This is a genomic window from Streptomyces pyxinae (assembly GCF_024756275.1).
Taxonomy (GTDB): domain Bacteria; phylum Actinomycetota; class Actinomycetes; order Streptomycetales; family Streptomycetaceae; genus Streptomyces; species Streptomyces pyxinae.
This window is the reverse complement of the sequence record NZ_JANUGQ010000009.1, coordinates 177,035-198,021: the sequence shown is the minus strand read 5'-3', so window position 1 is coordinate 198,021 and position 20,987 is coordinate 177,035. Positions and strand designations below refer to the sequence as shown.

Sequence of the window (20,987 nt, the reverse complement as noted above, 5' to 3'; positions counted from 1 at the left end):
CGCGCGGGACGGTGGGCAGTGGAGCCAGTCGTTCCGGAGCCCTCCATCCGACAGGAGCCAACCATCATGACCACGGAGACCGACAGTCCCGCCGCCGTCCCGGCCCCCGGCGACGGCTTCCATGTCTTCGACACCACGCTGCGCGACGGCGCCCAGCGCGAGGGGATCAACCTCACCGTCGCGGACAAGCTGACCATCGCCCGGCACCTGGACGACTTCGGCGTGGGCTTCATCGAGGGCGGCTGGCCCGGCGCCAACCCGCGCGACACCGAGTTCTTCGCCCGGGCCCGCCAGGAGATCGGCTTCCGGAACGCCCAGCTGGTGGCCTTCGGCGCCACCCGCAGGCCCGGGACCACCGCCGCGGCGGACCCGCAGGTCAAGGCGCTGCTCGACTCCGGCGCCCCGGTGATCACCCTGGTCGCCAAGGCGCACGACCGCCATGTGGAACTGGCGCTGCGGACCACCCTGGACGAGAACCTGGCGATGGTCGCGGACACCGTCTCGTACCTCCGCGAGCAGGGCCGCCGGGTCTTCGTCGACTGCGAGCACTTCTTCGACGGCCACCGGGCGAATCCGGCCTACGCCGAGGCCGTGGTCCGCGCGGCCCACGGGGCCGGGGCCGAGGTGGTGATCCTCTGCGACACCAACGGCGGGATGCTGCCCGCGCAGGTGGGGGCCGTCGTCGCCGGCGTGCTCACGGAGACCGGCGCCCGGCTCGGCATCCACGCCCAGGACGACACCGGCTGCGCCGTCGCCAACACCCTGGCCGCCGTGGACGCGGGCGCCACCCATGTCCAGTGCACCGCCAACGGCTACGGCGAGCGGGTCGGCAACGCCAACCTCTTCCCGGTCGTCGCCGCGCTGGAGCTGAAGTACGGCAAGCGGGTGCTTCCGGCCGGGGCGCTCGCCGAGATGACCCGGATCTCGCACGCCATCGCCGAGGTGGTCAACCTGGCGCCGTCCACGCACCAGCCGTACGTGGGGGTCTCCGCGTTCGCGCACAAGGCGGGGCTGCACGCCTCGGCCATCAAGGTGGACCCGGACCTGTACCAGCACATCGACCCCGAGCTGGTCGGCAACACCATGCGCACCCTGGTCTCCGACATGGCCGGCCGGGCGTCGATCGAGCTGAAGGGGCGGGAGCTCGGGGTGGACCTGCGCGGCGACCGGGAGCTGGTCGGCCGGGTGGTGGAGCGGGTCAAGGAACGCGAGCTGCGCGGCTACACCTACGAGGCGGCCGACGCCTCCTTCGAGCTGCTGCTCCGCGCCGAGGCCGAGGGCGGCCCGCGCCAGTACTTCCGTACGGAGTCCTGGCGGGCGATCACCGAGGACCGCCCGGACGGCACGCACGCCAACGAGGCCACCGTGAAACTCTGGGCCAAGGGCGAGCGGATCGTCACCACCGCCGAGGGAAACGGCCCGGTCAACGCCCTGGACCGGGCGATGCGGGCGGGCCTGGAGCGGATCTACCCGCAGCTGGCCAAGCTGGAGCTGGTGGACTACAAGGTCCGCATCCTGGAGGGCAGGCACGGCACCGAGTCGACCACCCGGGTGCTCGTCACCACCGGGGACGGCGAGGGGGAGTGGGCGACGGTAGGCGTCGGCGAGAACGTCATCGCCGCCTCCTGGCAGGCGCTGGAGGACGCGTACACCTACGGCCTGCTGCGCGCCGGGGTCGCCCCCGCCGAGTGACGCCCCCGGGCGGCCCCGGTCCTCCCGGCCCCGGTCCTCCCCGGCTCCGGTCCTCCCCGGCTCCGGGGCCCTCGGGTCCGGGGTCCTCGGCACCCCGGCCGCCCCTCGGGTCCCAGCACACTCCCGCCCGCACACATGTCTCCTTTACCGCCATTCGGGTAGCGTCGAGGTATGAGGACCAGGCCGCTCATCTCGCTGTCGGCCCTGGCGGGGCTGACGCTTCTGCTGCTGCTCGCCCTGGCGCCCGGCGCCGGGGCCCGGGCTTCAGGGCTGTCCGAGGTGGCCGAGGCGCTGCGGAAGGGGCCGGTGTACGTCCACCCCGGCGCCGCCGACCAGCTGCCCAAGGCCGACGCGGACGCCCTGGCCCAGCGGATCAAGAACGCCGACAAGCCGGTCTTCGTGGCCGTGCTGCCGGCCACCGCCGCGTTCCCGGAGGCCAAGCTGCTCCAGAACCTGCGCGCCGAGACCGGGGTCACCGGGCTCTACGCGATCCGGCTGGGCGACCGGTTCGCGGCCGGCGCCGACCGCTCGGTGATGCCGTCCCGGGCGGTCCAGAACGTGGTCACCGCCGTACGGCAGCCGGGTGTCTCCGCCACCGCCGAGCTGAACTCCTTCGTGGACCAGGTGCTGCCCCAGACCCGTGGCTCGGCCCCGGACAGCTGGTCCGGCGTGCCCGGCGACGACGGCGGTGTGCCGGTGGCCGGCCTGGTCACCGTGGGCGCGGTGGCGGCGGCCGGCGGGGCGACCGCGTACGCCGTGGTCCGCCGCAACCGGCGCCGGAAGGCCGAGCGGGAGGCAGAGGAGCTGGCGAGGCTCCGGGTGGTGGTGGACGAGGACATCACCGCGTTCGGCGAGGAGCTGGACCGGCTGGACTTCCACCCCGCCGAGAAGGGCGCCGACGACGCCATGCGCGCCGACTACGAACGGGCCCTCGACGCCTACGACCAGGCCAAGAGCCGGATGGCCGGGGCCCGGCACCCGGGCGAGGTGCGCGGGGTGACCGAGGCGCTGGAGGACGGCCGCTTCTCGCTCGCCGTCCTCGCCGCCCGCCGCGAGGGCCGCCCGCTTCCCGAGCGGCGGGCCCCCTGCTTCTTCGACCCGCGCCACGGACCGGCCGCGACCGAGGCGGAGTGGGCGCCGGACGGGGGAGCGGTGCGCGAGGTGCCGGTCTGCGCGGCCGACGCGGCCCGGCTGCGGGACGGCCGGGACCCGATGGCCCGCACCGTGGAGACCGACCGGGGCCGCCGCCCCTACTGGGAGGCCGGCCCGGCGTACGGCCCCTGGGCGGGCGGCTACTTCGGCGGCGGCATGCTCCCGGGTCTGCTGACCGGCACCCTGCTCGGCTCGATGCTCTCCACCCCGGCGTACGCCGCCGACTACGGCGGCCCCGGCTTCGACGGCGGCGACTACGCGGGCGGTGACTTCTCCGGCGGCGACTTCAATCCCTCCGACTTCGGCGGCGGCTTCGGTGACGGAGGCGGCTTCGGCGGCGACGGCGGGGGCTTCGGTGGCGGTGGCGGGGACTTCGGCGGCGGCGGCTTCTAGCCACCCGGGCGCCGCCGCCCGGGGCCGAATCGTGCCCTGTGGCCCGGCCCGTGCCCTGTCGGCCCCCGCCCCGCCCGGGGCCGTGCCCTGTCCACCCCGGTGCTCGTTCCTCCCCGTGGGCGCGGTGACCGCCGCGCGAGCCACAGGGAGGGCGATGACCATGTCGGTAAAGGCACTTGGCCGTACGGCGGACACCCGCGTCTGGTCGTTCACCCTGCACCCCGGCGAACGGCCGGGTGAGGCGCAGTCCGACCGGTTCGATCACGCGGACGCCCTCGCGGGTGGCGAGATCGGCTGGGAGGAGGACCCGGACGGGGTCCGGTTCCCCTGCGCGGTGACGGCACCGCATCTGGAGGAGGCCGTGGCCTGGGCCGTCGAGCGGCTGGCCGAGCTGGGCCTGCCTGTGGCACGGGTCGAGATGGCTCCGTTCGTCCCGGAGCCCGTGCGCGGCTGAGGCGCCGCCTCCGGCACGGTGCCGACCCGCCCCGGGCGGGGGGCGTACGGCGACGGGTCCGGCGCCCCGGGTGCGGGGTGCCGGACCCGGTACGGTCGGCCAGGGGGCGGGCGTACGGTCGCCCGGATCGCCCGGGGGATCAGGCGGTGTCGCGGACGGCCGAGATGTCGAAGGTCAGCTTGATCCTGTCGCTCACCAGCATCCCGCCCGTCTCCAGGGCGGCGTTCCAGGTGAGCCCCCACTCGGAGCGCAGCAGCTCGGCCCGGCCCTCGAAGCCGACGCGCTCGTTGCCGAACGGGTCCTTGGCGGAGCCGTTGAACGCCAGGTCGATGGTGAGCGGACGGGTGACGCCCTTGAGGGTGAGGTCACCGGTGAGGCGGAAGTCGTCGCCGCCCAGGTGTTCCGCGCCGGTGGAGCGGAACGTCATCTCCGGGAACTGCTCGGCGTCGAAGAAGTCGCCGCTGCGCAGATGGGTGTCCCGGTCGGCGTTGCCGGTGTCCACGGAGGCGATCCGGGCGTCGATCGAGGCGCTGGAGGCGGCCGGGTCCGAGCCGTCGAGCCGGAGCGTGCCCGAGAAATCGGTGAAGGAGCCCCGGACATTGGTGACCATGGCGTGCCGGGCGGTGAAGCCCAGCTCGCTGTGGGCCGGGTCGACGGTGTACGTGCCGGTCAGCGCGGCGAGCGCCGGATCGACGACGGTCGTGGTGGCACCGGTCGCGGCGGTGTCCTTCGCGGTCGTGCCGGTGACGGCCGCCTTGTCACGGCTGTCACGGCTGTCACGGTGGAAGAGACCCATGGGAACGCACCCCATTCTCGATACGACGTCGTTCGTTCATCGTTCAACTGATTCGACCGTAGCGGCATTCCATTTAACTTTCAACCATCAGGCTCCGGTGCTTCCGGATCCGCTTGGACTGAGCGCCCGGAGGCTTGGACTGGGGGCGGTGGCCGGCGGGAGACGCGTTGACGGTCTTCCGAGGGGGCGGCTACTCCGGACCGCATGTCGCCACGAATCCGCGCGGCGTGCGCACTCGCCGCCGCTTCCGCCGTCGTGTTCACCCTGGCCGGGCCGGTCGCGGCCCGGTCGGCCGAGCCCCCGCCCGGGGCCGCCGTGCTCCGCTCCGGGCAGCTGGAGGTCGCCGTCGCCGGGGACTTCCCCCGGGTGCTGTCGTACACCGACCGGGCCACCGGCGCCCGGCTGCTGGGCAGCACCCGGCCGGTCACCCGGGTCACCCTCAACGGCACCCCCTACGACGTACGCCCCATCGGGGCACCCGTGGTCACGGGCGCCGAGGCCCGGTACACGCTCGGCTTCCCGGCGCTGCCCGGGGTGGAGCTGGACGCCTCCCTCGGGGTGTCGGGGCGGGCCACCACCTTCCGGATCACCGCCGTCCGGGACACCCCGGCGTTCCGGGTCGGCACCCTGGACATCCCCGGCCACGACCTGGTCTCGGTCGGCTCCGGCGAACCGGGCGCGGCCACCGCGTTCACCCGCCTGGATCCCGACTCCACCCGCACCGCCGATGTGTTCGCGGCGGTCGGCCCGGACACCGCGCCCGAGGCGGTGGCGAGCGGAGCCTCGTACGCGCTGGTCAACACCGGCTCGCTCGCCGCCGCCGTGGAGTCCAACTCCAGCTACGACAAGCCCGCCGGGCCCACCGACGGCGACGACGCCCGGCTCTGGCACCAGGCGGTGCGCGCCGGGGACGGCGGCGGCGTACGGGTGGGCGTCTGGTCCGGCCAGTGGACCTACCGCGCCGCCGGGGCACCCGAGCCGGAGCGCGGCGAGGACCTGCCCTGGGCCAAGGTGGTGGTCACCCCGGACGCCAACGGCGACCGGGTGGTCGACTGGCAGGACGCCGCCGTCGCCTTCCGCACCATCGGCCGGACCGCCCCCGGCAGCGCGGGCACCCCGGACCGGGTGATCACCCACATCCCGTTCAACTTCGCCAGTCAGGCCACCCATCCCTTCGCCCGCACCCTGGACGACATCAAGCGGATCTCCCTGGAGACCGACGGGCTCGGCCAGTTGGCGATCCTCAAGGGGTACGGCGCCGAGGGCCACGACTCCGCCCACCCCGACTACGGCGGCAACTACAACGAGCGGGCCGGCGGCCTCAAGGACCTCAACTCCCTGCTGCGGCAGGGGAAGAAGTGGAACGCTGACTTCGGGGTGCACATCAACGCCACCGAGTCCTACCCGGAGGCGCGGAACTTCAGCGAGACCCTGGTCGACAAGGCCAGGCCCGGCTGGAACTGGCTCAACCAGAGCTACTCCATCGACCAGCGCCGCGACCTCACCAGCGGCGACCTGACCCGCCGCCTCCAGCGGCTGCGCGACGAGACCGACCGCAACCTCGACTTCCTCTATGTGGACGTCTATCACACCCACGGCTGGATCGCGGACGAGACCCTGCGGGCCGCCCGGAAACAGGGCTGGACCGTCGGTACCGAGTGGGCCGACAAGTTCGAGCACGCCTCGCTCTGGTCGCACTGGGCCAATGACCTCGACTACGGCGGCGCCACCAACAAGGGCCTCAACTCACGGATCATCCGCTTCATCCGCAACGGCGAGAAGGACGTCTGGAACGACCACCCCATCCTCGGCCAGACCGCCCTGGCCGACTTCGAGGGCTGGACCGGCGAGAACGACCACACCGCCTTCACCGCCAACGTCTGGCAGCGCGACCTCCCCGCCAAGTACCTCCAGCACCAGCGGATCCTGCGCTGGACCGACCAGGAGATCACCTTCACCGGCGGGGTGCGCGGCACTCTGGAGCACGGCCGGCGGACCTTCCGGGAGCACGGCCGCACGGTGCTCGACGGCGACCGCTATCTACTGCCCTGGGACGGCGGCAGGAAGCTCTACCACTACAACAAGTCGGGTGGCACCAGCAGGTGGGCGGTGCCACCGGGCAGCGGGCCGTACACGGTCCACCGGCTCACCGACAACGGCCGGGTGCGCACCGGGACCGTGCGCCCCGGGCCCGACGGCCGGATCACCCTCACCGCGGCCGCCGGCCAGGCGTACGTCCTCCACCCGGGCGCCGCGCCCCGGCCCGCCGACCCGCGCTGGGGCGAGTCCACCCCGGTGGCTGACCCGGGCTTCAACGACGCCCGGCTGCGCGGCTGGAGCACCACCGGGGCGGTCACCCGCCACACCGACGACTCGGGCCGCAACAGCGCGGCGCTCACCGGCACCGCGCCCGCCGGGCTCGCCCAGCGGATCACCGGACTGACCCCGGGCGCCCGGTACACCGCCTCCGCCTGGATCGAGGTCCAGCCGGGGGCCACCCGCCGGACCACCCTCGCCGCCGGGGGCGCGTCGGTCGCCGTGGAGCGCTCCACCGTCCCGAACCGGATCGCCGCCTCCGACTGGCACGGTACGTCCTTCCAGCGCGCCAAGGTCGCCTTCACCGCGCCCCGCGACGGCCGCACCACCCTCTCCGTCACGGCGGCCGGCGGAAGCGGCGCCCGGGTCCGGGTGGACGACGTCCGGCTGGTCGCCACCGCCCCGGCCGGCGGTCCGCCCGGCGCACCCGGCGCGCCCGGTGCCGCCAGTACCTCCGGCACCGAGGACTTCGAGGCGGTCGACCAGGGCTGGGGCCCGTTCCTGAAGGGCGACGCGGGCGGCACCAACGACCCCCGCACCCACCTCGCCCGGCTGCACGCCCCCTACACCCAGGCCGGCTGGAACGGAAAGCTGGTGGACGACGTGCTCGCCGGCGAGTGGTCGCTGAAGTCCCATGAGGAGAACGCCGGACTGGTCTACCGCACCGCCCCCTGGACCGTCCCGCTCACCCCCGGGCACCGCTACCGGATCGAGTACGCCCACCAGTCCAGCCACCCGGGGGCCTATGAGTGGGTCACCGGGTACGACGCGGACGGCCGCTCGGTGGAGACCCGGCGCACCCCGATCGGGCAGCAGCGCACCACCGCCCGCTTCACCGAGACGGTGACGCCCGGCTGCGGCGACACCTGGACCGGTCTGCGCAAGCGCGCGGGCGCCCCGGCCGGCGCCGACTTCGTGCTGGACGACTTCACCGTCACCGACCTCGGCCCGGCGCGGGAGGCTCCGGTGTGCGCGCCGGCCGCCGGGGACTGACCCCGGCCGCTACGCCGACCGGTGCAGCCGGCCGGGCCGGACCGGGTCGGCGTAGGGGAGGCCCCGGGCGTACCGCTCCAGCTCGTCCAGGGCCGCCTGGGCGAGCCGGGGCAGCTCATTGCCGAGGGAGCCCGCGATGTGCGGGGTGAGCAGCACATTCGGCAGGTCGTAGAGCGGGGAGCCGGCCGGCAGCACCTCGGGCTCGGTGACATCGAGCACCGCGCTCAGCCGGCCCGCCACCAGCTCGGCGGTGAGCGCCCCGGTGTCCACCAGGCAGCCCCGGGCGGTGTTCACCAGGGTCGCCCCGTCGGGCAGCAGGGCGAGCAGCTCCCGGTCGAACAGGTGCCGGGTCTCCGGGAGTCCGGGCGCGTGCAGGGTCACCACCTCGCTGGACCGGGCCAGGGTGGCCAGGTCCACCGGGCGGACGCCCAGCCGGCGCGCCTCGGCCCCGGAGACGTACGGATCGTGCAGCAACAGCCGCAGGTCGTACGGGCGCAGCAGCTCGATCACCCGGCGGCCGATCCGGGAGGCGCCGACCACACCGACCGTGCCGCGGTGGTTGCCGGCCCCGGCGAGCAGGGCGAGGGTGTCCAGCCGGCCGCGCCGCTCCCGGTAGGCGTGCCGGGCGGCGGCGACCCGCTTGCCCGCGAAGAGGACGGCGGCCACCGTGTACTCGGCCACCGGCAGCGCGTTGGCGGCCGCCGCCGTGGCCACCGTGAGCCCGCGCGCCCAGCAGGCGTCGGTGATGTGGTCCTTCACCGACCCGGCGGCATGGACCACCGTACGCAGCCGGGGCATCCGGTCCAGGGCGGCGGCGGTCAGCGGCGGGCAGCCCCAGCCGGTGAACAGCGCCTCCGCTCCGGCGAGCGCCCCGGCCGCGGCCGGATCGGCGAAGTCCCGTACCACCAGCGCCGGATCGGTCTCCGCGAGCGCCACCAGCCGGGCCAGCGCCGCCTCGTCGAACAGCGCCGCGCGGACCGGCGGGTCCATCGCCAGGACCGTCCGGGGGCGGCGGGGGGTCTCGGTTCGCATGGTGCTGCTGCTCCTGTGTGAAGGGGCCGGGAAGGCGGCCGGGGGCCGGGGGAGCGCCCGCGAAGGGGCCGGGGGCGGGCTGGGAAAGGGGTCCGGAGGGGACCGGGAAGGATCTGGAGGGGGGGGCGAGAAGGCGGGGAGAGGAGGAAGGGGGAGGCCGGTGGAGGACACCCTTCGGCCGCGACCGGTCGGCGTCAAGAGGGGATGACCCCGTCCGGCGGGCGGCCCCGGCCGCGTCCGCCGGGGCGGCGCCACGATCCGGGCCCCCGCCGGGCGCGCACCACTCCGTCCTCGGGCAGCCGGGCAGCCGGGCAGCCGGACGACCGGACAGTCGGACCCCGACAAGGGTCCTCCGCCACCCGGGTGACCCGCCGTCGGCCGCCACCGGCTCCCGGCCCTCCTCCGCGACCTCCTCCGTACGGGTGCTCCCCGCCGGAACCGCCCGCCCGCGCTCCTCGCGCCCTGCCCGGCGCCCTTGGCGCGGCGCGCGGACGGTGGTACGGCTGGGCCGACCCGGCCGTGCCCGTACGACCGCGCCCTCCGCCCTCCCGTACGGTCACTGCCCGATACGCCCCCGGTCCCGCACCCCCGGCCCCGCACCCCGCCCGACCCTGGAGGTCCCCGTGCAGCCGCGCCCGCCGTCCGGCTCGTCCCGCTGGTCCCGCCGCCGGTTCCTCGCCACCGGCTCCTCCGCCGCCCTGGGCGCCCGTGCCGCCGGCTCCTGGGCACCCCCGGCCGCCGTCCCGCCGCCGGGCGCCGGCCGCGCACCCGCCCCGCAGGCCGACCCGGCCGACCCGGCCGTCTTCGAGGAGCTGCGGGTCCGCTGGCTCACCCTCCAGCTGGGCGCGGGCTACGACCCGGCCGCCGAACCGTACGCCGGCCGCCTCGCGGAGACCGGCCGGCTCGCCGCCGGGTACCGGGCCACCATGGCGCCGACCGCCACCACTCTCTGGCCCGGCCTCCCCTTCGACCCGCCCTCCGGGATCACCCAGAGCTACCAGCGGCTCTGGACGATGACCCAGGCCTACGTCCAGCCCGGCACCGGCCACACCGGCGACCGGGGGCTGCTCGCGGACGTGGTGCGCGGGCTCGACCACCTCGCCGCCCGGATCTACCACCCCGGCACCACCCGGTACGGCAACTGGTGGGAGTGGCAGATCGGGAGCCCCCGGCTGCTCATGGACATCGTGGCCGCGCTCCGGCCCGAGCTGACCGGGGACCGGATCGCCGCCGCCACCGCCGCCGTCGACCACTTCGTCCCGGACAGCATGCTGGGCGACTACAGCGGCACCTCCACCGGCGCCAACCGGGTGGACCTCTGCCGCTCCGTCGCCCTGCGCGGCGTCCTCGGCCACCGCCCCGGCAAGCTGGCGCTGGCCCGGGACGCGCTCTCGCCGGTCTTCCCGTACGTGACCTCCGGCGACGGGCTCTACGCCGACGGCAGCTTCGTCCAGCACACCTGGGTGCCGTACACCGGAACGTACGGGCAGGTGCTGCTCGACGGGCTCGGGCGGCTGTTCGCGCTGCTCGCAGGCTCGCCCTGGGCCGTCACCGACCCGGAGCGGCAGCGGGTCCTGGACAGCGTGGAGCACGCCTTCGCGCCGCTCGTCCACGACGGGCTGATGATGGACTGCGTCAGCGGACGGGCCATCAGCCGGGGGATCTCCCGCAACGACCCGCGCGGGCTGCTGCGCGGGGACCACCACCACGGCCATGCCGTCGTCGCGGCGATCGCGCTGCTGGCGGAGAGCGCGGGCCCGGCCGAGCGGGAGCGCTGGCACGGCCTGGTCAAGGGGTGGATCGAACGGGACACGGTGAGCCCGGTGCTGACCGACGGCCAGTTCGGGACGGCCGACCTCGCCCGGCTGCGGGCGGTCGCCGGCGGACCGGCGGCCCCCGCACCGGAGCCGGTCGGCCACCGGCTCTTCGCCGCCATGGACCGGGCCGTCCACCGCCGCCCGCGCTGGACCGCCTCGCTCGCCATGGCCTCCGACCGGATCGCGTCCTACGAGTGCGGCAACGGCGAGAACCCGCGCGGCTGGCACACCGGGGCCGGGCTGCTCTCCTGGTGGGGGCCGGGGAACGGGGCGCAGTACACCGACTGGTTCTGGCCGACCGTGGACTGGTACCGGCTGCCCGGCACCACCGTCTCCACCCGGCGGCTGCCGGACCGGGCGGGCGGCGAGTGGGGCGAGCCCAAGCCACCGGTGCGCTGGACCGGCGGGGTCTCCGACGGGGAGTACGCCGCCGTGGGCCAGCACCTGAGGGGCCTCGGCTCCACCCTGGAGGCCCGGAAGTCCTGGTTCTTCACGGACGACGCGGTGATCTGCCTGGGTGCCGGGATCACCGCAGCCGACGGGGTGCCGGTCGAGACGGTGGTGGACAACCGCTGCCTGGGCGAGGGCGGCACCGCGCGGCTCACCACCGGCGCCCGCTGGGCCCATCTGGAGGGCCACGGCGGCTGGTTGCTGCCCGGCGGCACGGCGGCGCTGCGCACCCTGCGCGAGGACCGCACCGGCGCCTGGCGCGACATCAACGGCACCGGCTCCACCGAGCGCCGCACCCGCCGCTATCTGACCCTCTGGCTCGACCACGGCACCGACCCGGTGGACGCCGGCTACGCGTACGTCCTGCTGCCCGGGGCCGGGCGTGCCCGCACCGCCGCCCGGGCCCGTGACCCGTACCGGTACACCGTGCTCGCCAACACCGCCGGCCGCCAGGGGATCGCCGTGCGGCGGCTGGGGCTGACCGCCGCCAACTTCTGGCGGGCCGGTACGGTGGGGGCGCTGACCGTCGCCGGGGCGGCGAGCGTGCTGGTCCGGCGCCGGGGCCGGACCGCCACCGTGTGGCTGGCCGAGCCGCCGCGCACCGGGGCCCCGGTGGAGCTGGTCTGGCGGCGCCCGGTCCGCCGGGTGCTCGGCGCCGACCCCTCCGTCACCGTACTGGCGGCCGGCCGGGAACTGCGGCTGCGGATCGCGCCCGGCACCGCCTGCGCCGGACACCACTGCTCGGTCGCCCTCTGAGCGTCCCCGGGCGACCTCCAGGCAGACTCCGGGTGGCCCTTGTGGGAACCCCACAAGAGATCACCGTCTCCGGCTGGTGGTTCGGCTGCCTTCGCCGACGGTTCTGTGCGGGGCTCACAGCAGATCCGGCGCGAGACTGTACGGAGTCGACGGCGTGATTTTCTTGTCCGGGTCCGTAAGGTCGATCCATGACCGTTGTGGACGAAACCCAGGGTGAGGCGACCGACGCCCGTGGGCGCGTGGCCGAGCTGCACGCGCTGCGTGAAGAGGCCCGGCGCGGGCCGAGCGAGCGGGCGACCGAGGCGCAGCACGCGAAGGGGAAGCTGACCGCGCGGGAGCGGATCGAGCTGCTGCTGGACCCGGACTCCTTCCGGGAGGTCGAGCAGCTGCGGCGGCACCGGGCGTCCGGCTTCGGCCTGGAGGCCAAGAAGCCGTACACCGACGGTGTGATCACCGGCTGGGGCACGGTCGAGGGCCGTACGGTCTTCGTCTACGCGCACGACTTCCGGATCTTCGGCGGCGCGCTGGGCGAGGCGCACGCCACCAAGATCCACAAGATCATGGACATGGCCATCGCGGCGGGAGCGCCGCTGGTCTCGCTCAACGACGGTGCCGGGGCCCGGATCCAGGAGGGCGTCTCGGCGCTGGCCGGCTACGGCGGCATCTTCCAGCGCAACACCCGCGCCTCCGGGGTCATCCCGCAGATCAGCGTGATGCTCGGCCCGTGCGCCGGCGGCGCCGCCTACAGCCCCGCGCTGACCGACTTCGTCTTCATGGTCCGCGACACCTCGCAGATGTTCATCACCGGTCCGGACGTGGTCAAGGCGGTCACCGGCGAGGAGATCACCCAGAACGGCCTGGGCGGCGCCGATGTGCACGCCGAGACCTCCGGCGTGGCGCACTTCGCCTACGACGACGAGGAGACCTGCATCGCGGAGGTCCGCTACCTGCTGTCGATGCTGCCCTCCAACAACCGGGAGAACCCGCCGTCCCACCCGGCCGAGGACCCGGCCGACCGCCGCTCCGACGTCCTGCTCGACCTGGTGCCCGCCGACGGCAACCGGCCCTACGACATGGCCAAGGTCATCGAGGAGCTCGTCGACGACGGCGACTACCTGGAGGTCCACGAGCGCTGGGCCCGCAACATCATCTGCGCGCTGGCCCGGCTGGACGGCCAGGTCGTGGGCATCGTCGCCAACCAGCCGCAGACCCTGGCCGGGGTGCTGGACATCGAGGCGTCCGAGAAGGCCGCCCGCTTCGTCCAGATGTGCGACGCCTTCAACATCCCGATCCTCACCCTGCTGGACGTCCCCGGCTTCCTGCCCGGCGTCGACCAGGAGCACGGCGGCATCATCCGGCACGGCGCCAAGCTGCTCTACGCCTACTGCAACGCCACCGTGCCCCGGATCTCGCTGATCCTGCGCAAGGCGTACGGCGGTGCCTACATCGTGATGGACTCCCAGTCCATCGGCGCCGACCTCACCTACGCCTGGCCCACCAACGAGATCGCCGTGATGGGCGCCGAGGGCGCCGCCAATGTGATCTTCCGCCGGCAGATCGCGGACGCCGAGGACCCCGAGGCCATGCGCGCCCGCATGGTCAAGGAGTACAAGGCCGAGCTGATGCACCCCTACTACGCCGCCGAGCGCGGCCTGGTGGACGACGTCATCGACCCGTCGGAGACCCGCCAGGTGCTGATCTCCTCGCTGGCGATGCTGCGCACCAAGCACGCCGACCTGCCGTCCCGCAAGCACGGCAACCCGCCCCAGTAACAGCCTTCCGCCCCGCCACCGGGACCCACCGGCCCCGCCGGTCCCGTCCCGGTCGCGCGGGGGCCACCGATCCGGCCGGCCCCGCCGGCCCCTTCGAGGAGCACTCTGTGACCAACGCCTCCCTCCTCCGCGTCGAGAAGGGTCACGCCGACCCCGAGGAGCTCGCGGCCATCACCGCCGTCCTGCTCGCCCGGGCCAACGCCCGCCCCGCCGCCGCCGCGCACGGCCCGGCCCGCTCCACCGCCGGCTGGCGGCGGCTGGAGCGCCAGTCCGGCTTCCGCTCGGCCCACTCCTGGCAGGGCTGACCCCGGCCCGGCCCCGCTGCCACCGAAGGCCCCCGGTACCCGTTCGGCGATCGCCACGGGCACCGGGGGCCTTCGCCGTACCGCCGGGTCACCGCGCCGCCGCCGTACCGCCTCCGCGCGTCACCGCCGCACCGCCGGGTCGTACCGCCGCGCCGGTACGGGAAACAGCGCGGGCCCGTCGCACCGGTGAGGTGCGACGGGCCCGTGGCGTGCGTCCCGTGCGGCGGCCGGTCCCGGCGGCGGTGGCAGCCGGGGGAGGGACGGGACCTCGTTACCGCAGTCGTGCCATGAGGGCGTGTTCGACGAGGGTGATGAGGGCGCTCTTGGCGTCGGCGCGGTGGCGGGCGTCGGTGGTGATGATGGGGGTGTCGGGGCCGATCTGGAGGGCTTCGCGTACTTCGTCGGGGGTGTAGGGCTGGTGTCCGTCGAAGCCGTTGAGGGCGATGACGAAGGGGAGGCCGCTGTTTTCGAAGTAGTCGACGGCGGGGAAGCAGTCGGCGAGGCGGCGGGTGTCGACGAGGACGACGGCGCCGATGGCGCCGCGGACGAGGTCGTCCCACATGAACCAGAAGCGGTCCTGTCCGGGGGTGCCGAAGAGGTAGAGGATGAGGTCCTGGTCGAGGGTGATGCGGCCGAAGTCCATGGCGACGGTGGTGGTGGTCTTGTCGCCGGTGTGGGTGAGGTCGTCGATGCCGGCGGAGGCGCTGGTCATGACGGCTTCGGTGCGCAGCGGGTTGATCTCCGAGACGGCGCCGACGAAGGTGGTCTTGCCCACGCCGAACCCACCCGCCACCACGATCTTCGCGCTGGTGGTTGAGCGGGCTGCACCGCCGCTAGAGCTTGCGAAGTCCACTGAGCACCCTTTCGAGCAGTGTCACGTCTGGCTGTCCGCCGGCGGTTTCGTCGCCGCCGGGCTGGTGGATGGCGACAAGGCCGGCCTCCGCCAGGTCGGCGACGAGGATCCGGGCGACGCCGAGGGGAATGGAGAGAAGTGCCGAGATCTCGGCGACCGACTTGATCTCGACACAGAGCCGGCAGATCCGCTGGTGCTCGGGCAACTGCCCGTGCAGCCGGGACGGATCGGCCGTGGTCGAGACCAGGGCCTCGATGGCGAGCTGGTACCGCGGCCGGGTCCGGCCGCCGGTCATGGCGTACGGACGCACCAGCGGATTGTGGCCGCCCGCCGGGGGCGCCGGTGCCGCCCGCCGGCGTTGCTGCGCCGGCCGGCCGCGCTGGGCCGCCGCCCGGTCGAACGGGCGGTCGTACGACGGCGGTTGCTGCTGTTGTTGCGGGTACGGCTGCTGCTGCGGGTAGGGCTGCTGCTGCCGCGGGTCGTGGCCCGGTCCGTGACCGCTGGGCGCCGAGGGGAAGTTGAAGCGGTTCTGCCCGTTCTCACCGTGGGCCCGCTGGGCACCGTCGTACGGATCGTACGGATGGTGTCCGCCTGGGGGTGTTGCCACGTTGCCTCCTCCGACTGCCGGTCGCGGTCCATGTCCCTGTGGAGCCGCGCCACCGCACCCTATGGCGCGGTGGCGTGAAACGCACGGCCTGTCTGTCAGTTGAGCAGAGAACCCTGGAGTTCCGCACGGAGATCCGGGGTGAGGACGGTACCGGCCCGGTCGACCAGCAGCGCCATCTCGTAGCCGACCAGACCGATGTCGGCGTCCGGGTGGGCGAGGACGGCCAGCGAGGAGCCGTCCGAGATGGACATGATGAAGAGGAAGCCGCGCTCCATCTCCACCACGGTCTGGTTGACCGCCCCGCCCTCGAAGATCCGGGACGCCCCCGCGGTCAGCGAGGTCAGTCCGGAGGCGACGGCGGCGAGCTGGTCGGCACGGTCGCGGGGGAAACCCTCGGACATCGCCAGCAGGAGTCCGTCGGCGGAGACCACCACCGTGTGGGAAACACCGGGGGTGTTGTCCACGAAGTTGGTGATCAACCAGTTCAGATTCTGCGCCGCCTGGCTCATCGGGCTCACACTAACGCTCCTGGTTGTAGGTACTACCCGGGCCACTGGGTCGATCGTAAGTGGCCGGTCCGTTCGTGTCCGTTCCCGCGGTGCGTCCCCGCTGGACACCGCGCCGCAGGTTGCTCAACCTGCCGCGCACGTCCTCGGGGGCGCGGGAGACCTGTGGGCCGCCCTGCGGGGTCTGCTCCGCCGTGCCCTCGACGAGGTTCGCCTTGGGCACGCGCCGCGGGAGTCCGGACGAGGTGACTCCGCCGGCCTTGGGCTCCTTGAGCTTCCCGGCCCGCTGCCAGCGCTCGTCGTTGGTGGAGCGCCAGCCGTCGGAGCCGTCCGCGTCGCCCGCCGGTTCCGGAGAGCTCTGCGGAGCGTCGCCCCCGTGCGGGACCCCCCGGACCGGCAGGGGCTCCCGCGGCCCCTGCGGGGCGGACGGGGCCTGCGGCGCGGACTGTTCCTGCTGCGGGGCCTGCTGCCGGGGGCTGCCGCGGCGCGGCAGACCGGCGTCGGTCAGTTCATGGCCTTCGGCCGGGAGGCCGTCGGTGCCGGTGACGGAACCCGGACGGTCGAAGCCTACGCGCTCCGAGCCGTTCCCGGGAACGCCGGCCGGGGCGCCGGGGGTCCCGGCGCCGGGCAGCCCGTCGTAGCCGGTGGCGTACGCGTCCTGGTCGCCCTGGCCGGGGTGACCGGCGCGGCCGTCCTGCTGGGGCCAGTCGTCGTGCGCGGCGCCGGTACCGAAGCCGTCGTACCCGCCCCGGTCACCGCCCTGGCCGGCGCTGGCGTCCGGGTAGCCGCCGGCGGCGTACGCGTCCTGGGCCGGGTAGCCGCCCGTGCCGTAGCCGTCCGTGGTGTCGGTGCCGGTGGCGTACCCACCGCCGCCGTACTCGGTCCCCTGGTACGCGCCCTGGACCGGCAGCTCACCGGTGGCGTAGTCGCCCTGGACCGGGAGCTCGCCCGTCGGGTAGTCGCCCGGCGCGGTGTGCTCGCCGGTGGCGTAGTCGGCGGCGGCCGGGTAGCCGCCGTCCTGGCCGGCCGTGCCCGGTCCCCCCGGCAGCCCCTCGCCGGCCGGGGCGAACCCGTCCCGGTGGCCGTGGCCGTTCGGGTCCTGGCCGAAGCCGCCGGGCACCGGGTAGCCGTCCTGGCCGTACGGGCCCTGGGCGTACGCCTCCTGGCCGTACGCCTCCTGGCCGCGGCCCTGGTCGTACGCGCCGGCCGGTCCGCCCTGCTCCGGGCCGCCGTGGCCCCGGTCGGGCTGGTCCGGCCGCTCGAAGCCGTTCAGCTGGGCGGCGAGCCCGGCCCGGCGCTCCTCGCGCTTGAGCGACCTGTCGACCGGGTCGAGACGCTTGGCGGTACCGGCCGGCTGCTCGTACTGGGAGTCGTCGAAGCCCAGCTCGGCGGCGGTGCGGGCCGGTGCGCCCCGGTAGCCGTCCTGCTCGGGGATGATCGAGGAGACGGTGAAGTCGCCGTCCGGCGAGGCGTCTCCGCCGCCGTGGGTGATCGCGTCCGGGAGCATCACCAGCGAGGTGGTGCCCGCCTGCTCGCCCGAGGGGCGCAGCTGGACGCGGATGCCGTGCCGGTCCGACAGCCGGCCGACCACGAAGAGCCCCATCCGCTGGGAGATCGCGGCGTCCACGGTCGGCGGATTGGCCAGCTTGTGGTTGATGTCCGCGAAGTCCTCGGCGGTCAGGCCGATGCCCTTGTCGTGGATCTCCACCATCACCCGGCCGTCCGGCAGCCGGGTCGCGGTGACCCGGACCTTGGTCTGCGGCGAGGAGAAGGTGGTCGCGTTCTCCAGCAGCTCGGCGAGCAGGTGCACCAGGTCGGTCACGGCCCGGCCGTGGATCTCCGTCTCCGGTACGCCGCTGAGCTCGATGCGCTCGTACGCCTCCACCTCCGAGGAGGCGGCCCGCAACACGTCCACCAGCGGGACCGGCTGGTCCCAGCGGCGGCCCGGCTCCTCACCGGCGAGGATGAGGAGGTTCTCGCCGTTGCGGCGCATACGGGTGGCCAGGTGGTCCAGCCGGAAGAGGTTCTCCAGCTGGTCCGGGTCGGCCTCGTTGTTCTCCAGGTCGGTGATGAGGGTCAGCTGGCCCTCGATCAGCGACTGGTTGCGCTGGGACAGGTTGGTGAAGATCGCGTTGACGTTGCCCCGCAGCAGCGCCTGTTCGGCAGCGAGCCGGACGGCCTCCCGGTGCACCTGGTCGAAGGCGCGGGCGACCTCGCCGATCTCGTCGCGCGAGTCGATCGGGATCGGCTCCACCCGGGTGTCGACCCGGCCCGGGTCGGTGCGGGAGAGCTGGTCGACCAGCATCGGCAGGCGCTGTCCGGCGATGCCGAAGGCGGCGGTGCGCAGGGTGCGCATCGCGCGGCTCATCTGGCGGGCCATCATCCCGGCCAGGATGAAGGCGGTCAGCAGGGCGATCACGGTGACCGCACCGGTGATGATCGCGTCGTTCCTGGCGTCGTCGGAGATCGCCGCGGCCTCGTCCACCGCCTTGCTGACCAGGCCGGACTCGACCTCGCCGTAGCCGTCGAACTTGGCGGTGGCGGCGCCCAGCCAGGTCTCCGGCATCACACCCTTGGACTTCAGCCCCTTGAGCGACTCGGCGTCCGGGCTGCCGCCGATCTGGGCGGCCAGGTAGTCGTAGACCGTCTGACCCGGCTTGAGGTCGAAGTCGATGCCCGCGGCCTGGAGCTTCTTCCCGCCCTCGGTGGCCTTGCCGGCCATGACCCGCTTCAGGTTCTCGGCGTCCTCGGCGGTGCCGCCGGAGACGAACTCGCCGAGGGCGATCTGCTCCAGGTAGTTGTACGAGTTGAAGGCCGTGGACTGCTGGCGGAAGACCTGCTCGCTGGTGCTCGGCCGGACCAGCAGATGGGTGCCGATGGAGCGCTGGAGGGAGGCGGCCGCCTTGGCGAGCTGGAGGGCGTAGACCGTACGGCCGAAGCTGGTGATGTTGCCGGTGCCCAGGCTGAGTTCGTTGGAGAACTCCATCAGGGAGTGCTGGACCTCGACGTACCCCTCCTCGGTACGGGTCGGGTCCTGCGCCTTGATGTACGCCTGCTGGCGGAGCTGCTCCAGTTTGGGCTCCTCGCCCCGGAACAGCTGGAGCCGGCGGTCCAGGCCGCGCTTGGACGGCATGTCCCGCACGGCGGCGTCGAACTTCTCCTTGGCGGCGTCCGTCTTGGCGTAGGCGTCCTTGACGGCGCGCGCGGACCGGTCCTCGTCGGACTTGGCGGTGAGCAGCGGTTCGGCGGTCAGGTCGCGCTCGTCGAGCAGCGCGGAGCCGTACTCCGAGGCGGCGCGCACGATCAGCGCCGTCTTCTCGGCGTCCTGCGCCTCGCGCCAGGTGCTGATGGACGCGCTCACCTGGAAGCCGCCCATGACGAGGCCGACGCCCACGGGTATGAGGAGGATGGCGTTCAGCCGGGTGGGCACCCGCCAGTTGCGCGGGGAAAGTTTGCCGGAACCGCCCTTGCCGCCGCCGGCAGCGGTGGCCGGGGGGTCCGCAGGCGCATCGGCAGGCGGCACCGCGGTGCGCTGGGCGGGGGTGAAGTTCCCCCGCGCCTGCTGCTCTGCGGCGCTGTTCTTGCTTCGCCTCACTCGACCAACAACCTCTCGGCGCCGGCACCTGGGTCGTGCCGTTTTACTGTTCGGGGCCGTAACTACTCTGGAGTTCGACAGGTCGACGCATTGCAGCATGCGAAGCGGCCGGGTTCCAAACAGCCCGTTCCGGGCAGGAGCCGTGCCCAGCACCGCAGATAAAACGGGCATAAAGAGCGACCGCCGCCAAATGGCGGGGCTCATGTGAGCGCAGCGGCACCGGGCGACCGCGTGTCGTGTCCGTCCTGCCGCAATTCTCTGTCGAAACGTTATGAACGCGGGGGCGGACCGTGTCAAAGGACACACTCCGCCCCCGTGAATCCCGCTGGATTCTCCGCGTTTCGTCCGGAATGACTACAACAACTGGCGTAGAGCTGCCCCCATTTGAAGATCCTTCCGGTCGTCGTCCGGTCACCCGGTCACCCCGGTCGGCGGTGGTCGTCCGGCCATACGGTCACCCCGGTCGTCGCGACCGCTCCCCGCGGGGGAGCCGTCGTCCCGGCTCGGGCCGTGCCCTACTTGAGCCGTGCCATGAGGGCGTGTTCGACGAGGGTGATGAGGGCGCTCTTGGCGTCGGCGCGGTGGCGGGCGTCGGTGGTGATGATGGGGGTGTCGGGGCCGATCTGGAGGGCTTCGCGTACTTCGTCGGGGGTGTAGGGCTGGTGTCCGTCGAAGCCGTTGAGGGCGATGACGAAGGGGAGGCCGCTGTTTTCGAAGTAGTCGACGGCGGGGAAGCAGTCGGCGAGGCGGCGGGTGTCGACGAGGACGACGGCGCCGATGGCGCCGCGGACGAGGTCGTCCCACATGAACCAGAAGCGGTCCTGTCCGGGGGTGCCGAAGAGGTAGAGGATGAGGTCCTGGTCGAGGGTGATGCGGCCGAAGTCCATGGCGACGGTGGTGGTGGTCTTGTCGCCGGTGTGGGTGAGGTCGTCGATGCCGGCGGAGGCGCTGGTCATGACGGCTTCGGTGCGCAGCGGGTTGATCTCCGAGACGGCGCCGACGAAGGTGGTCTTGCCCACGCCGAACCCGCCCGCCACCACGATCTTCGCGCTGGTGGTCGACCGGCTCTGGCCGGTCCCGCCGTCAGAGCTTGCGAAGTCCACTGAGCACCCTTTCCAGCAGCGTGACGTCCGGCGTGCCGCCGGCCTCTCCGTTGCCCGGCTGGTGGATGGCCACCATGCCGGCCTCCGCCAGGTCCGCGACCAGGATCCTGGCCACACCCAGCGGCATCGACAGCAGGGCCGAGATCTCGGCCACCGACTTGACCTCACGGCAGAGGTGGCAGATCCGCTGGTGCTCCGGGAGCATCGTGCCGAGCATCGCCGGGTCGGCCGTGGTCGAGACCAGGGCCTCGATGGCGAGCTGGTACCGCGGCCGGGTCCGGCCGCCGGTCATGGCGTACGGGCGCACCAGCGGCTGGTCGCCTTCCTCCTCGTACGAATCGAGTGAGACACCGTACGGATCGTGAGAGGCGGGGGGCGGGGTCATGAATCCTCCG

The 20,987-nt window shown here is 73.7% G+C and carries 14 protein-coding genes and 1 pseudogene; 7 read left to right on the top strand and 8 right to left on the bottom strand.

Going from position 1 to position 20,987, the window contains the following annotated elements; genetic code table 11:
* The first annotated feature begins 66 nt into the window (after nucleotides 1-66).
* From cimA to NX801_RS13390, 3 genes are all read left to right on the top strand, one after another.
* Nucleotides 67-1,692, top strand: coding sequence for a citramalate synthase (cimA, locus tag NX801_RS13400; RefSeq protein WP_258787845.1), 1,626 nt, complete (start codon nucleotides 67-69; stop codon nucleotides 1,690-1,692).
* A gap of 171 nt (nucleotides 1,693-1,863) precedes the next feature.
* Nucleotides 1,864-3,237, top strand: a complete 1,374-nt coding sequence (locus tag NX801_RS13395) for a hypothetical protein (RefSeq protein ID WP_258787844.1) — start codon at nucleotides 1,864-1,866, stop codon at nucleotides 3,235-3,237.
* Nucleotides 3,238-3,391: 154 nt separating this feature from the next.
* Nucleotides 3,392-3,691, top strand: a complete 300-nt coding sequence (locus NX801_RS13390) for a hypothetical protein (RefSeq protein WP_258787842.1) — start codon at nucleotides 3,392-3,394, stop codon at nucleotides 3,689-3,691.
* Between the two features lie 139 nt (nucleotides 3,692-3,830).
* Here NX801_RS13390 and NX801_RS13385 read toward each other — a convergent pair whose 3' ends face one another.
* Nucleotides 3,831-4,487: a YceI family protein gene (locus NX801_RS13385; protein WP_258787841.1), complete on the bottom strand. Its 657-nt coding sequence runs from the start codon at nucleotides 4,485-4,487 to the stop codon at nucleotides 3,831-3,833.
* A gap of 204 nt (nucleotides 4,488-4,691) precedes the next feature.
* On the opposite strand from NX801_RS13385, the pseudogene NX801_RS13380 reads away from it, so the two are divergent.
* Nucleotides 4,692-7,778: pseudogene (locus tag NX801_RS13380) on the top strand (endo-alpha-N-acetylgalactosaminidase family protein); the annotation flags it as partial.
* Nucleotides 7,779-7,805: 27 nt separating this feature from the next.
* Here NX801_RS13380 and NX801_RS13375 read toward each other — a convergent pair.
* On the bottom strand, nucleotides 7,806-8,828 hold the full coding sequence (locus tag NX801_RS13375) for a hydroxyacid dehydrogenase (RefSeq protein ID WP_258787840.1): 1,023 nt from the start codon (nucleotides 8,826-8,828) through the stop codon (nucleotides 7,806-7,808).
* Between the two features lie 623 nt (nucleotides 8,829-9,451).
* On the opposite strand from NX801_RS13375, the gene NX801_RS13365 reads away from it, so the two are divergent.
* The 3 genes from NX801_RS13365 (at nucleotide 9,452) to NX801_RS13355 (ending at nucleotide 13,928) form a co-directional block, all read left to right on the top strand.
* The gene (locus tag NX801_RS13365; RefSeq protein WP_258787838.1) at nucleotides 9,452-11,851 is read left to right on the top strand and encodes a polysaccharide lyase 8 family protein; all 2,400 of its coding nucleotides are present in this window, start codon (nucleotides 9,452-9,454) and stop codon (nucleotides 11,849-11,851) included.
* 188 nt (nucleotides 11,852-12,039) lie between these two features.
* The gene (locus tag NX801_RS13360; protein WP_258787836.1) at nucleotides 12,040-13,623 is read left to right on the top strand and encodes an acyl-CoA carboxylase subunit beta; all 1,584 of its coding nucleotides are present in this window, start codon (nucleotides 12,040-12,042) and stop codon (nucleotides 13,621-13,623) included.
* 107 nt (nucleotides 13,624-13,730) lie between these two features.
* Nucleotides 13,731-13,928: an acyl-CoA carboxylase subunit epsilon gene (locus NX801_RS13355; RefSeq protein ID WP_258787834.1), complete on the top strand. Its 198-nt coding sequence runs from the start codon at nucleotides 13,731-13,733 to the stop codon at nucleotides 13,926-13,928.
* Between the two features lie 271 nt (nucleotides 13,929-14,199).
* On the opposite strand, the gene NX801_RS13350 is transcribed toward NX801_RS13355, so the two are convergent.
* The 6 genes from NX801_RS13350 to NX801_RS13325 form a co-directional block, all read right to left on the bottom strand.
* Nucleotides 14,200-14,781, bottom strand: a complete 582-nt coding sequence (locus NX801_RS13350) for a GTP-binding protein (RefSeq protein WP_069978110.1) — start codon at nucleotides 14,779-14,781, stop codon at nucleotides 14,200-14,202.
* Nucleotides 14,762-15,388 (bottom strand): DUF742 domain-containing protein, encoded by a 627-nt coding sequence (locus tag NX801_RS13345; protein WP_258787832.1) that lies wholly within the window; start codon nucleotides 15,386-15,388, stop codon nucleotides 14,762-14,764. The genes NX801_RS13350 and NX801_RS13345 overlap by 20 nt, the downstream gene beginning before the upstream one ends.
* A 95-nt stretch (nucleotides 15,389-15,483) precedes the next feature.
* The gene (locus tag NX801_RS13340; protein WP_030980891.1) at nucleotides 15,484-15,897 is read right to left on the bottom strand and encodes a roadblock/LC7 domain-containing protein; all 414 of its coding nucleotides are present in this window, start codon (nucleotides 15,895-15,897) and stop codon (nucleotides 15,484-15,486) included.
* A 10-nt stretch (nucleotides 15,898-15,907) separates the two neighbouring features.
* Nucleotides 15,908-19,489, bottom strand: coding sequence for a nitrate- and nitrite sensing domain-containing protein (locus tag NX801_RS13335; protein ID WP_258787830.1), 3,582 nt, complete (start codon nucleotides 19,487-19,489; stop codon nucleotides 15,908-15,910).
* A gap of 515 nt (nucleotides 19,490-20,004) precedes the next feature.
* Nucleotides 20,005-20,592, bottom strand: a complete 588-nt coding sequence (locus tag NX801_RS13330) for a GTP-binding protein (protein ID WP_258787829.1) — start codon at nucleotides 20,590-20,592, stop codon at nucleotides 20,005-20,007.
* Entirely contained in the window at nucleotides 20,573-20,977 is a 405-nt protein-coding gene (locus NX801_RS13325; protein ID WP_258787828.1) for a DUF742 domain-containing protein, read from the bottom strand. Before NX801_RS13325 ends, NX801_RS13330 begins: the two co-directional genes overlap by 20 nt.
* Between the last annotated feature and the right edge of the window lie 10 nt (nucleotides 20,978-20,987).

Bases quoted from the DNA above. Each gene is read 5' to 3' on its own strand.
- cimA (WP_258787845.1), top strand. From the start codon at position 67: ATGACCACGGAGACCGACAGTCCCGCCGCCGTCCCGGCCCCCGGCGAC.
- NX801_RS13395 (WP_258787844.1), top strand. From the start codon at position 1,864: ATGAGGACCAGGCCGCTCATCTCGCTGTCGGCCCTGGCGGGGCTGACG.
- NX801_RS13390 (WP_258787842.1), top strand. From the start codon at position 3,392: ATGACCATGTCGGTAAAGGCACTTGGCCGTACGGCGGACACCCGCGTC.
- NX801_RS13385 (WP_258787841.1), bottom strand. From the start codon at position 4,487: ATGGGTCTCTTCCACCGTGACAGCCGTGACAGCCGTGACAAGGCGGCC.
- NX801_RS13375 (WP_258787840.1), bottom strand. From the start codon at position 8,828: ATGCGAACCGAGACCCCCCGCCGCCCCCGGACGGTCCTGGCGATGGAC.
- NX801_RS13360 (WP_258787836.1), top strand. From the start codon at position 12,040: ATGACCGTTGTGGACGAAACCCAGGGTGAGGCGACCGACGCCCGTGGG.
- NX801_RS13340 (WP_030980891.1), bottom strand. From the start codon at position 15,897: ATGAGCCAGGCGGCGCAGAATCTGAACTGGTTGATCACCAACTTCGTG.
- NX801_RS13325 (WP_258787828.1), bottom strand. From the start codon at position 20,977: ATGACCCCGCCCCCCGCCTCTCACGATCCGTACGGTGTCTCACTCGAT.